The following is a 12,511-nucleotide window of genomic DNA, read 5'->3' as shown; positions in this document are numbered from 1 at the left end:
GGTTCCTTACTCTGTCTTGATATCAGTTCCATTCGCGGGTCGCACGGTACAGATCTTTCCAGTCATCACGTTCCTTGATCACGGTCTGCACATATTCCTGCCAGACGATTTTGTCCTGCACCGGATCTTTGATGACTGCACCGACCAGCCCAGAAATCAGATCGCTGGGCCGCAACTGTCCATCGCCATAGAACGCGCTCATCGCCATCCCGCCGGAAACGACCGAGATCGCCTCTGCTGTCGACAGAGTTCCGCTCGGTGACTTCACCTTCGTCTTGCCATCATCGGTGACGCCGTTACGCAGTTCGCGGAAGATCGTCACGACACGTTTGATCTCCTGCAGTGCAGGAACCTCTGCGGGCAGTTCGAGAGCACGTCCCAGTTGAGTGGCGCGCTGATTGACAATCGAAACTTCATCATCCAGCGAATCGGGAACGGGAAGGACAACGGTGTTAAAGCGTCGCAGCAATGCACTCGAAAGATCGTTGACGCCCTTATCGCGATTATTCGCTGTTGCGATGACATTGAAGCCTTTCACCGCCTGAATCTGGGTATTGAGTTCAGGGACAGGCAGCGTCTTTTCAGACAGGATGGTAATCAGCGTATCCTGCGTCTCGCTGGGAATTCGCGTGAGCTCTTCAATGCGACACAACTGCCCTCGTTCCATGGCGCGAAGCATCGGGCTTTCAACCAGCGCATTGCGAGAAGGGCCTTCCGCCAGCAGCCGGGCATAGTTCCAACCGTAGCGTAATGTCGATTCATCGGTTCCCGCGGTGCCTTGAATCAACAGAGCCGATGTCCCACAGATCGCTGCAGACAGGTGCTCGCTCACCCAGCTCTTCGCGGTCCCGGGGACGCCGTACAGGAGAAGCGCCCGGTCTGTCGCGAGGGTTGCAATCGCGATCTCCATCAGACGTTCGTGACCAACGTACTTCGCAGTGATGACTTCACCGTTGGGCAGTTTGCCACCAAGCAAATACATCTTCACCGCCCAGGGTGAGAGCAACCAGTTCGGCGGCTTTTGTCGATCATCGACTTCTGCCAGCATCGTCAGTTCATGCGAGAATAGCTCCTCGGCTGATGGACGCAGCTTATCTGTGGGAGATGAGGGCGAATCGCCGACCGGGCGAGATTTTGCCTCCTCTGACTTGCTGGATGATTTGGCCAAGACTTGCCCCTTTATTGAATCGTTCGATTGATGATGTCATAAAACTGACGGCGGATGCGTGCCTGTTCAACGAACTTCGACACAGCCGACTTGAGGTAAGAGGATTCCATCTGTTCGAGAGCGCTTCCAGTCTCGTCGAGCTTGAGGATGGACTGCAAGAATTCGGGCGGAAGCGCAACGACTGCCGTCTCGAATGTCGACGCCCAACTCGGCAGCCAGCGACGATCGAGCAGGTCTTTCGAGAACTGTGACCAGTAGGCTTTGCTGAAGGAAGAACTCCATGGCTGTTGCAGGGAATTCATCAACTGGCTCATGGGAAGGGAATCCAACGAAGCCGAGCTTGAGGTCAACAGCTTGGTGAGTGTCGTCTCTTGTATCGCGGAGGAAAGTCGATTCCACAATCCGATGATTAATGGCTGCTCAATCTTGAATCGGGAGACGATCACCACATTCCACAGCGGCAGCAGCCATTCCTCGTCAGCCGAAGAGAGACGACTTGAAATCGCCGAGGACAACCAGCCACGAAGGATATTTTCAGCGTAATCATCATTCGTGATCGCGTTGAGCAGTTCCTCTGGCGTTGAGGAAAATGTTCTCGACCAGTGAGAGAGAGGAACGGCTTTCAGAATCTGTTCGGTCCAGTAAGAACGCTTTCCGGTTTGTGTCGGTGGTTTTTCGAGCAGGCCGTCTCGCTCGTCTTCTTTTGTCAGTTCCTGAGGTGGCTGGCAGACGAGCTTCAATGTCTTACGCAACATGCCGGACTTCTGGCCGGTCAACATCGCGTTGGCACGCTGCGTCATACGGGCAACGAATGCGGATCCTGGGAGTTGCGCCAGCAAATCGCAGGCAACGACTCGCACATTGACGCTGCGTCCATCCAGACAGCTCTCCAGAAATGGTTCATCATCTCGTGACAACCCAACTGCGAGCTGCTCCAGCAATTGAGCCCGCGCGTCTGCACTTTCTGCTGGAAAGACATCAGCCAGCCAGGTGCGCCCTATCTCCGGCGATTTCGTTCTGATGGCATAAAGAATCTGGCATCGCTCTTTGATCGAGCCATGGTCGAACTCTTGTTTGAGACTTTCGATCGTCTCTGTATCAACGTTGTCTCGTCGGTCGGACATGAGCAGCCAGCTCCATTCTGGATTCAAGTTCGCCAACCAGCGTCCTCGCTCTCCGACGATTTGCCTGACGAGCTCGCGAGTGGTCTCGTCTTTCACTCCCAGCAGTTGCGGCAATAAGGCAGGTGTCACTCGCATTCCATACGAGCCGATGACTCGTAGAAAGTCCGGGAGCAGGACTGAGTAGGTCGGTTCAAAGGCTTTGCTGACAATTCGTTCCGCTGGAACCGAAATGGCTGCCTGCGACTCCTCTGGAGCAGCGTCCAGCTGATTGACGACAGCAGGGTCCTTTCCTGCCTGCAGGTAGAACGACGTCACTCCTGCTTTCAGCAAGAGGGCATCTTCAACGGAGTCGATCTTCAACGGATCGATGAGCGCATCCATCTGCTCGTTCGACGACGGGCAGGAACTCGCGTTACCCGTTCCCAGCAAGGCAAGCTTCGTGAGGGCATCCATCATGGGAGAAAAAATCCCCCCTGAAAAAAGACTCCTAACGGCCGAAAGTTCACACCATCCCATTCCCCCGACAGATCGCAGGCATGGCCACCTGTGATTGCCAGCAGCTTCCAATAGTTCCCCGCGGTCAGTTCCAATCCTTTGCCATTGCGGTCACACACGTACCAGCGCTGATCATGCAACGTCAAAGTGACATCCTTGAGGACACCTCCTGTGACTGCTCCCCAGGGAAACTTTGCCATCGAATCGACTGCTCGATCAAGAAACGTCTCAACAGTCTGACTGCCCGGGACACGATCAATGATTGCTCCGATGCTATCATCGCGCACCATCAATCGAGCACGTTGACCAAGTGAGCCGGGATAAATGGCGATGACGGCACTCTGCTCCGACCCCGGCAGCAGCCCATCGGCAAATGGCTGTGTTCCGACAGCAAAGTTAACCACAAGCACTGTCTTTCCGGTCATTCGTCCGACTAGCCAGGAGCGCTGAACCCGGACCCGATCGTCATCATCAATCGTCTGTCCGATGACGGCCCAACTGTCCGTAACTTTCTCACCAGATGATTCAAGTTCTTCTTGAGTGACCGTCCAGCCAATCAGCTGACGGACATCCTCCTGAACAGGTTGCTCTAGCGTTTCGATCCGCTGATAAGCATGGATCAGCAGTTTGATTCGACCGAGTTCTTCCAGTAGAAGCCGTGGCCAGTCCTGAGTCCTCAACTGGAGATTCGACAACATCCTCAATCGCCCAGCCAGCCCAGAGGCTTGCGCATCAACGAGGCGCTTCGCCTGATCTTCCCACATCTGGGTATCGCCACGATTCAGCCGGGCTAACCCAACGCGGACCAGATCCTTCATCCACAAATCAAGTCGCGCAAGTCCCTCTTCGACTTTCTTATGGCGTTGATCCGCTCGCTTCTGCTGTGCCTTCTCATCGACGGGCTTGGGTGGAGCCGTTTTCTTCTGCTCTGCCTTTTCCGCTTTCGCCTGACGCTTGTCGAGCCATTCGACGACCCAGTCAGGGTTCGTTGTCTGAGAAAGGCTGGCTGGTGCGTCGGCAGTGATCAGCAATAATCCGAGCACATGTTTGCAGGGAAACTTACGCGAGGGGCAACTGCACTGGTACCCCAGCGACGACCGCTCGATCTTGACCTGATAGACCGCGCTCCCCTGACATTTCCCCCAGATCGCGAGATCCGATTGTCCCAGATCCGTCCACTGTCGCGGCGATGCCAGCTTCTTGCCAGCTGATGCCGAGGCAGCATCAGGAGCCATCTGTAAAACTTGCTCGCTGGTCAGCGACATCCGATGTCTTCACTCGCTGTTAGAAAATCAGAAGTTCCATTTTTCCCCAGCGACGATATCAGCCGACTGTGCAAAAGACAAGTAGACTTCGAGCTCTTACTTCAGCGGTCGAGCAGTCACGCCCTCGTTGGTAATTTGAATCGGCTTGATCAGCCCTTTCTCATCGAACTCCATTTTGTCGATACAGGTGACACGCGAGTTCCCATCGGTCTCACCGAGAGGGCGTCGGTGATAGATGCAGTAATATTCGTCAGTGCCAGGGACATGAATCACAGAATGGTGCCCTGCCCCTGTTGCAATTTTGGGATTCTGCTTGAGGACGGTGTCGATCCGCTTGAACGGGCCAAACGGCGAATCCGCAATCGCATACGCGACGGAGTAATTCGGCCCGGTCCATCCTCCCTCGGACCACATGAAGTAATACTTCCCGTCGCGGATAAACATGAATGGACCTTCGACATAGCCTTGCGGCGTGATCTCTTTGAAGGTAACGCCGTCCTCGAATGGGATGAATCCGGTAAAGTCTTGGTTGAGTTTGGCGATGTTACAGTGACGCCATCCGCCGTAGATCAGGTACATCGTTCCGTCTGCATCTTTGAAGACGAACTGATCAATCGGCTGTGCCCCATTGTGAAACTTATCAACCAGAGGTTTCCCAAGGTGATCACGAAACGGCCCCGCCGGGTGATCTGCGACAGCCACCCCAATCCCGCCATACTCGTGGTCGTTCTGAATATCGTTGGCACCGAAGAAGAAATAATACTTCCCGTCTTTCTCGATGATCGATGGCGCCCACATGGCACGTCGCGCCCAACCGATGGCTTTGTTGTCGAGAATGCGCGAATGCTTCGTCCAGCTCACAAGGTCTTTCGACGAAAAGCAGTCGAAGAATGTCTGCTGCTTGTAAGGAGCAGAATAAGTCGGGTAAATCCAGTACGTATCGCCGAAGATGATCCCTTCTGGATCCGCATACCGGCCTTCAAAGACCGGATTCCCCGAGGTCGTTTTCGCATCCTGAGCAGACAGCGGTCGCACGGAAAATGTCAAAACCACTGCCAAGCAGACGATGGAACGCAGCATATTTGAGCCTCTCACTATAACCGATATTTGTCGGGACCAGCCCTCGCGACTCCAATCGCGATTGACTGGAATATGTCTCAACGGGATCGTTCGAGCTTAGCATAGCTCGGCAGGCAAAGTACACCGTTTCGGGAGTTTCTTTGTTTGAGTTCTCGACGAGAACGCTATGATCGATTGAAACAAAAGTAGGACATTGCTTACCCCTGAGAATTGAGACATGACATTAAGATTCGTCGCCTCACTGATCGCCATTTGCATCGGCATCTTCCTCGACACGACTTCTGCAGATGCGCAAGCGCCTCCCAACATCGTTCTTATCCTTTCTGATGATCAAGCCTGGACTGATTACGGGTTCATGAAACACCCGCAGATCAAGACGCCTCATCTCGACAAACTGGCCAGCCAATCTCTCGTGTATACCCGAGGCTACGTCCCAAACAGTCTGTGTCGCCCCTCACTGGCCACGATCATTACTGGTCAATATGCCCACCAGCACGGTATCGTCGGCAATGATCCACCGCTTCCCGATGACGTCAAAGACATGCCGCTGAAGCGCGCGAAACTCCACGACAGCTATTTCAAAGCGCGCGAGACTTACATCAGCAAGATCGACCAGCAGGAAACGATTCCAGACTACCTTGCCAAACTCGGTTACCTCTCCTTCCAGTCCGGTAAATGGTGGGAAGGTCATTACTCACGCGGCGGATTCACCCATGGCATGACTCACGGCGACCTGCTCCTGGGGGCCCGCCACGGCGACGAAGGACTTGCGATCGGACGCAAAGGCATGAAGCCCGTCTTCGAATTCATCGAGACAGCCAAGGAAGATCAAAAACCCTTCTTCCTCTGGTATGCCCCCATGATGCCACACTCACCACATAAGCCGCCCGAAAGGCTGCTCACGAAATATGCCAAAATCACGCCGCATGTCGAAATCGCCAAGTATTGGGCCATGTGTGAATGGTTCGATGAGACGATCGGCGAACTGATGTCCGAACTCGAACGCCAGAAACTGTCCGAGAACACGATCGTCCTCTATGTCGCCGACAACGGCTGGATCAACGAAGCCGATCGAGATGCCTATGCACCACGCTCGAAGCGTTCCCAATACGATGGCGGTCTCCGTACTCCCATCATGGTGAGCTGGCCAGGAAAGATTACACCGACGGTCGACAATGACCACTTAGCCAGCTCCATCGATCTCTTGCCGACAATCCTACATGCGACCGGAATCACTCCGCCCGCTGATCTCCCCGGCATCAATCTTCTCGATACGGAGGCGGTCGCATCGAGAAACGCGATTTATGGCGAAATCCTCGAGCACGATATCGTTGACATGAATAACCCTGCCGCCAGCCTCCGGTTCCGCTGGATCATCGACGGCGACTGGAAACTGATCGTTCCCGTCAAATCTCGTGAACCGAAGGCACAGATCGAACTGTTTAACATTCAGTCAGACCCGACCGAACTCAAAAACCTCGCAGCACAAAACAGCCAGCGCGTGCAGCAGTTGCAGCAGAAACTCGATGCGTGGTGGAATCCCGCTGTCAATTGAGCAACATTTTCTCAAACCTGCGCGAATGGTAAGTTTTCATTCGCAAGGGATCATTGTTGGTTCGTCCGACTGTTGCGCATAATGTCAGAGTTGACGGTACTTCCAGATCGGGATGTCTTGCGCTCGCTCAACATCTGGTAAGTGGCTTTCAACGCTATCAAGGAGCGACAGCCGGCATGCGAATCGAAAGTTTTCAGTACTCTGCGTTCGCTTCTCGTTTCCCATCCTCGCTTCGAGTCTGTACTTCAGCCTGCATTATCTGGTGCCTCATTGTCTGCACCTCGCTCGTAAACGCTCAGACAACCACTCGCACGCCTCGTCTTGGTCCCAAAGTCGTTCAAGGTCAACACGGCATCGTCGTGTGTGAAACCCCGGTCGCCGCAGAGATTGGTGGTCAGATCCTCGCGAAAGGGGGAACTGCGGTTGATGCTGCGATCGCGACCGCGATTGCGTTGCAGGTCACCTGGCCAGAAGCCGGCAATATCGGCGGCGGGGGCTTTATGATGGTTGCTCCTCCGCATGATGATGTCGTTTGCGTCGAATACCGGGAACGTGCACCGCTTTCGACAAATAAGAACAGCTTCGTCCAATGGACCGATATGCACCATCCGCGGGTTGCTGGTGTTCCAGGAACGCTCCGAGGTCTGGAACTCGCTCATCAAAAGTACGGTAAGCTGAGTTGGTCGGAACTTGTCACGCCGTCAGTGAAGATCGCCAGAGAAGGTTTCGAGGTCAATGAATACCTGGCTGCATCCATGAACGGCGTTCTGCGTCAGAAGTCTCTGCAGAACGAGCCGATCTTTGAGGAGTTCCGACGCGTTTACTGTCACCCCGAAGGTCGTCCCTGGCAGAAAGGGGATCGACTCGTTCAACCCGATCTGGCTTCGACTCTTCAGCTCATTGCTGACGATGGTGCAGACGCCTTCTACAAAGGCCATATCGCAAAGCAACTCGTTGACGAAATGAGCCGCAATGGGGGACTCATCACTCTCGAAGATCTTAAATCGTACACGGCAACCGTTCGCCCTGCCGTTGTTGGCGAAGTTAAGGGTTACGCTGTCTATGGTGCACCGCTGCCCAGCTCGGGCGGGATTACGATCCTTAATCAACTTCGACTTCTCGAACAGCTGCCGCTCAAGCGTCCCGAATCATCCGCATGGTCAGTCGAGAACGTTCATCTCCTGACCGAAGCCATGCGTCGCACATTTCGCGATCGTGCGGCTTATCTGGGGGATACCGATTTCATCGAAAAGCCAGCTCACCTGCTTGAACCTGACCACGCTGCCAGGCTCGCATCGTCGGTCAACCTGACGAAAGCAACATCGAGTGCATCAATTGCTAATGGCATCAAACTGGCCGACGATCACGAGAGTATGCAGACAACCCACTTCTCCGTGATCGATAAAGACGGCATGGCAGTCAGCAACACTTACACGCTCGAAGCCTCTTATGGCTGCCGGATCGTTGTGAAGGGAGCAGGCTTCCTCCTCAACAACGAGATGGGCGATTTCAACTTCAAGCCCGGCATCACAAATACCAAAGGACGCATCGGCACCGAACCCAATCAGATCGCGCCCGGCAAGCGGATGCTCAGCTCGCAATCGCCGACGATCGTGAAGAAAGATGGCAAGATTTGTTTGGTCATCGGAAGCCCGGGCGGTCGGACGATCATCAATACGGTCAGCGAGATCCTCGTTCAGAAACTCTTCTTTGATCGTTCCCTCGCGGAGGCGATCGACGCACCTCGCTTCCACCATCAATGGTTCCCCGACGTGATCTCTTTTGAAGACGAAAAGGAGGGACTCTTTGAGAGCATGGATGCTCAATTACAACGCATGGGGCACGAGACGTCTCACCCTGCCAATCGCCAACAGGGTGCCGCTCACGGCATCGAAATCGATCCAAAAGCCGGCATCGTCACAGGTGTTTCCGACGCAAGACTCGGCGGCGGTGCCTACGCTGTCAGCCCGTAGTTGAACTCAGTCGAGTTTCCCGCGACGTAACCGCAGCGCGTTGGCAATCACCGACACCGAGCTCAAACTCATTGCCGCCGCTGCCAGCATGGGGTTGAGCAGCAGGCTCTTCGAGATCGGATACAAAACTCCCGCTGCGATCGGAACGCCGATGGCATTGTAGACCAGGGCAAAGAAGAGGTTCTGTCTGATATTCCCCATCGTCTGACGTCCCAGAGAAATCGCTTTCACGATTCCTCGCAGGTCTCCTTTCACCAGAGTCACACCGGCAGACTCGATCGCAACGTCTGTCCCTGTCCCCATCGCAATCCCGACATCGGCAGCAGCAAGGGCAGGAGCATCGTTGATCCCGTCTCCAGCCATCGCCACGCGTCGCCCTGCTTTCTTCAATGCGGTCACGCGGGCCAGTTTGTCTTCAGGTCGCACACCTGCTTCGAAGTCATCGATCCCCAGTTTCTCAGCCACGATCTTCGCTGTCGTCGGCTGGTCTCCCGTCAGCATGATGACTTTCAAGCCGAGTTCATGCAGTTTCCGAATCGCGGCCGCTGACGATGCTTTGAGCGGATCCGAGACCGCGATCAGTCCAGCCGCCTGCTTATCAACAGCAACCGCGACCACAGTCCGACCCTCTCGTTGAAGCTCTTCAATACGGGATGAGAACGATTCGACACCAGAGACGGATTGCTCCTTCAACAACATCGCGTTGCCGACGATCACTCGCTTCGTCCCCACCGATCCTTGTATCCCCTGCCCTGTTATCGATTGAAAACCCGTCACTTCAGACAGCGGAAGACTGCGATCACGAGCGGCGTTGACGATTGATCGTGCAATCGGGTGTTCGCTGTGCTGCTCGAGGCTCGCCGCCAGACTCAGCAAGTCTTGTTCACTGAAGCCGCTCCCCGGGATGATTTCGGTCACCGTGGGACGACCTTCCGTCAGAGTCCCGGTTTTATCGACAATGATCGTGTCAATCTTTTCCAGACGCTCGATCACATCCGCATCGCGAATCAAGACACCTTCCTGCGCACCACGTCCAATCCCCACCATAATCGACATCGGTGTCGCCAGTCCCAGTGCACAAGGACAGGCAATGATCAACACCGCGACCGCATTCACCAGGGCCCATGCCAGCGCCGGCTGTTCCGGCTGCACGATCGCCCAGACAAGAAAGGTCACGATCGCGATTCCAATCACCGCAGGCACAAAATACCCTGAGACCGTATCTGCAACTTTCTGAATCGGTGCACGACTTCGCTGCGCACTGGCGACCAGATCGACGATACGAGACAGAACCGTCTCCCCGCCGACTTTCTGAGCCGTCATCACAAACGAACCTGTCTGATTCACGGTCCCCCCGATGACATCATCACCGATCGTCTTGGTGATCGGCATCGGCTCTCCCGTCAGCATCGCTTCATCGACACGACTTTCGCCCTCGACGAGGACTCCATCCACAGGGATTTTCTCTCCTGGTTTTACTCGCAAGCGATCGCCGGCATGAACGTGTTCCAGAGGCGTGTCTTTTTCATGGCCATCCACCAACACGTGTGCAATCGGTGGAGCAAGGGCCAGCAGTTCGCGAATCGCAGCCCCTGTTCGCTTCCTCGCTCGCAGCTCAAGCACCTGGCCGAGGAGAACGAGTGTGATGATCACTGCTGCTGCTTCGAAGTAGACGGCCGCCTGTCCGTGATGCTGCTGTCCATGATGTTGAAAGGCGTTCGGGATAAGCCACGGGAACAGCGTGGCAGTAACGCTGTAGAGATAGGCTGCTCCCGTTCCAATCGCAATCAGCGTAAACATATTCAAGTGACCGGTTCGAATCGAACGATAGCCACGCTCGAAAAAGGGCCATCCGCAGTACAGGACAACCGGCGTACTCAAAAACAACTCCAGCCAGCGACCAGTCGTTGTCCCTGTGATGCCTGGAATGTTGACACCGATCATCGGTAACATCGCGACCAGAAAGACAGGCACTGTCAATGCGACACTGAACCAGAAACGACGCGTCATCTTCGTCAGCTCTGGATCATCCTGCTCCTCAGCGACGATAGTCTTTGGCTCCAGATCCATGCCGCACTTGGGGCAACTTCCTGCATGATCCTGCTCGACTTCAGGATGCATGGGACACGTAAAAACAACACGCTGACTGCGAGCAGGTGCACCCGATGATTCCAAAGCCATGCCACATTTGGGACAGTCTCCTGGCGTATCGCTTTCAACCCGCTCACACATTGGACAGTAATACGCCTTCGTCGCCTTCTGACGTAATTCCTTCGCTACTGAGTGATCCTGCTCTCCATGACAACACGATTTCTTCCCCGGCATCTCCAACGTCACGAGCTGATGGGATGTCTCCGCAGTTGCCCCAGTCAGAAACTTCTCGCGACATTTCGGACAACAAAAGAAATATGTCTGTCCGTTTTTAGTTGCATGATGCGGCGAATCCTCGCTGACCGTCATTCCACAAATCGGATCTATTGGCACGTCGGCCCCTTCGCTGTCTGCATATCGTTGTGACGCAGTTCAAAGCTGCGTTTCTTCCCAGTATTTTACACGTCAAAGACGCGCAGGAGCAGTGTCACAAACAAGGAATGCAAACACGCAGCAGTTTCACTCACACAATACGAGGCGAGACCTCAGCCCGAATCTTCTGTTCATAAATGGACAGCAGGCGGTCAAACGTCTTTCGCCATGAGAAATGCTGTTCCACATGCTCGCGCGATCGACGCGCCATCTCTTCCCGTGACTGCGCGACGTCTTCGATCAGACGTGCGAACTCATCAGCGTTATCGACTTCAGCCAAGCGTCCTGTCTCGGGAGGAACACGTTCAATCAACGCCCCTGCATGGACTCCGACAACCGGCAAGCCCGCCGCCTGAGCTTCGATGACCGCCAATCCAAATGTCTCAAATGGCCCTGCCGTGACGTAGATATCCGACGACGCCAGCAACGCTGCGTAGCGGTCATGATCTTTCTCATAGTGAAGAATGGTCGCACCGCCCAGCTCCGCTGCCTGCGTTTCGAGATGATCACGCATCGGTCCCTCGCCCATGACGATCAACCTTGCCTTCAACTCCTTCGGCAGCTTCGAGAAGGCATCCAGAAGTACGCCGACACGCTTTTCTTCCACCAGACGTCCTGCATAGACGAGCAGCAACTCATCGTCCTGCACGCCTAATTCCTGTCGAATCTGCATTGAACGTTTACCGGGATGAAATCTCTCCAGATCAATCCCCAGCGGCACGACCTGAACATCGTCAACTCCATACTGATTCAAACGAGCCGCCTGCTCTTCGGAGGCAGCCAGCCGCACATCGCAGTGATCGAAAACCGATTTGATATAAGACTCTGCACTCCCGGCAAAAAAGTTCGCCAGCTGATAACCAATCTTCTCCAGCGTCGGCATCCAATCGCCGACGGATTCATGGACCGCGCGCTTTAATGGTCCTGCGACGAATGCCTCTGCCACGTCCGTATGAAAATACGCCCCGACGCAACACCGTTCGCCAGCTTCTTTACGACGTTCACTATGCGAACGCACCGCCCAGGCGTCTGCGTAGAAACTTCCCAGTTCAATGACGTCCGCGTTCACTTCATCAAGAATGTGGGTGATCTTGTCAGGACGCCAGAACATTCTGTACGGCGCATATCCCGGGATGATCGGGCTGGCGACGCGGTAAGTCTTCGTGCGATCCGTCGTTTCAACGTCATCGTGGTCATCAGGAATGATGAGCACATGCTCGTGATCGGTATGGCGAAGCAGATAGCGTCGCTTCTCATCCAGATAGGTACGGATACCGCCGCTGGTTTCGTGGTAGGACAAAGTGATATCGAGAAACTTCATCGTGGCA

At 54.7% G+C, this 12,511-nt stretch carries 8 protein-coding genes; 2 read left to right on the top strand and 6 right to left on the bottom strand.

Annotated elements, in window-relative coordinates; translation table 11 throughout:
• Nucleotides 1–22: 22 nt before the first annotated feature.
• The 4 genes from SH248x_RS03945 to SH248x_RS03930 all read right to left on the bottom strand — a co-directional run bounded on the left by SH248x_RS03945 (nucleotide 23) and on the right by SH248x_RS03930 (nucleotide 5,132).
• Nucleotides 23–1,048 carry an ATP-binding protein gene (locus tag SH248x_RS03945; RefSeq protein WP_459558577.1) on the bottom strand — a complete coding sequence of 342 codons (1,026 nt, stop codon included), beginning with the start codon at nucleotides 1,046–1,048 and terminating at the stop codon, nucleotides 23–25.
• Between the two features lie 131 nt (nucleotides 1,049–1,179).
• On the bottom strand, nucleotides 1,180–2,748 hold the full coding sequence (locus SH248x_RS03940) for a DUF5691 domain-containing protein (protein ID WP_459557216.1): 1,569 nt from the start codon (nucleotides 2,746–2,748) through the stop codon (nucleotides 1,180–1,182).
• Nucleotides 2,745–4,052 (bottom strand): SWIM zinc finger family protein, encoded by a 1,308-nt coding sequence (locus tag SH248x_RS03935; RefSeq protein ID WP_459557215.1) that lies wholly within the window; start codon nucleotides 4,050–4,052, stop codon nucleotides 2,745–2,747. The genes SH248x_RS03940 and SH248x_RS03935 overlap by 4 nt, the downstream gene beginning before the upstream one ends.
• 96 nt (nucleotides 4,053–4,148) lie before the next feature.
• Nucleotides 4,149–5,132: a glycoside hydrolase family 43 protein gene (locus SH248x_RS03930; protein WP_459557214.1), complete on the bottom strand. Its 984-nt coding sequence runs from the start codon at nucleotides 5,130–5,132 to the stop codon at nucleotides 4,149–4,151.
• Nucleotides 5,133–5,349: 217 nt separating this feature from the next.
• Here SH248x_RS03930 and SH248x_RS03925 point away from each other — a divergent pair, with 217 nt between their 5' ends.
• Together SH248x_RS03925 and ggt are read left to right on the top strand one after the other, a co-directional pair.
• Nucleotides 5,350–6,687 carry a sulfatase family protein gene (locus SH248x_RS03925; RefSeq protein WP_459557213.1) on the top strand — a complete coding sequence of 446 codons (1,338 nt, stop codon included), beginning with the start codon at nucleotides 5,350–5,352 and terminating at the stop codon, nucleotides 6,685–6,687.
• Nucleotides 6,688–6,863: 176 nt separating this feature from the next.
• A complete protein-coding gene (ggt, locus tag SH248x_RS03920; RefSeq protein ID WP_459557212.1) occupies nucleotides 6,864–8,660 on the top strand; it encodes a gamma-glutamyltransferase family protein in 1,797 nt (598 codons plus the stop codon).
• A 6-nt stretch (nucleotides 8,661–8,666) separates the two neighbouring features.
• Here the strand turns inward: ggt and SH248x_RS03915 are convergent, their stop codons facing one another.
• Both SH248x_RS03915 and SH248x_RS03910 read right to left on the bottom strand, forming a co-directional pair.
• Nucleotides 8,667–11,144 (bottom strand): heavy metal translocating P-type ATPase, encoded by a 2,478-nt coding sequence (locus tag SH248x_RS03915; RefSeq protein ID WP_459557211.1) that lies wholly within the window; start codon nucleotides 11,142–11,144, stop codon nucleotides 8,667–8,669.
• Nucleotides 11,145–11,274: 130 nt separating this feature from the next.
• Nucleotides 11,275–12,504, bottom strand: coding sequence for a glycosyltransferase family protein (locus SH248x_RS03910; protein WP_459557210.1), 1,230 nt, complete (start codon nucleotides 12,502–12,504; stop codon nucleotides 11,275–11,277).
• Between the last annotated feature and the right edge of the window lie 7 nt (nucleotides 12,505–12,511).

The sequence above is a fragment of the Lacunimicrobium album genome (assembly GCF_052161635.1).
Lineage (GTDB): Bacteria > Planctomycetota > Planctomycetia > Planctomycetales > Planctomycetaceae > SXPC01.
The sequence above is the reverse complement of the archived record's forward strand: the minus strand, read 5'-3'. Positions and strand labels throughout refer to the sequence as shown.

Bases quoted from the DNA above. Each gene is read 5' to 3' on its own strand.
- SH248x_RS03945 (WP_459558577.1), bottom strand. From the start codon at position 1,048: ATGCTGGCAGAAGTCGATGATCGACAAAAGCCGCCGAACTGGTTGCTC.
- SH248x_RS03940 (WP_459557216.1), bottom strand. From the start codon at position 2,748: ATGATGGATGCCCTCACGAAGCTTGCCTTGCTGGGAACGGGTAACGCG.
- SH248x_RS03935 (WP_459557215.1), bottom strand. From the start codon at position 4,052: ATGTCGCTGACCAGCGAGCAAGTTTTACAGATGGCTCCTGATGCTGCC.
- SH248x_RS03930 (WP_459557214.1), bottom strand. From the start codon at position 5,132: ATGCTGCGTTCCATCGTCTGCTTGGCAGTGGTTTTGACATTTTCCGTG.
- SH248x_RS03925 (WP_459557213.1), top strand. From the start codon at position 5,350: ATGACATTAAGATTCGTCGCCTCACTGATCGCCATTTGCATCGGCATC.
- ggt (WP_459557212.1), top strand. From the start codon at position 6,864: ATGCGAATCGAAAGTTTTCAGTACTCTGCGTTCGCTTCTCGTTTCCCA.
- SH248x_RS03910 (WP_459557210.1), bottom strand. From the start codon at position 12,504: ATGAAGTTTCTCGATATCACTTTGTCCTACCACGAAACCAGCGGCGGT.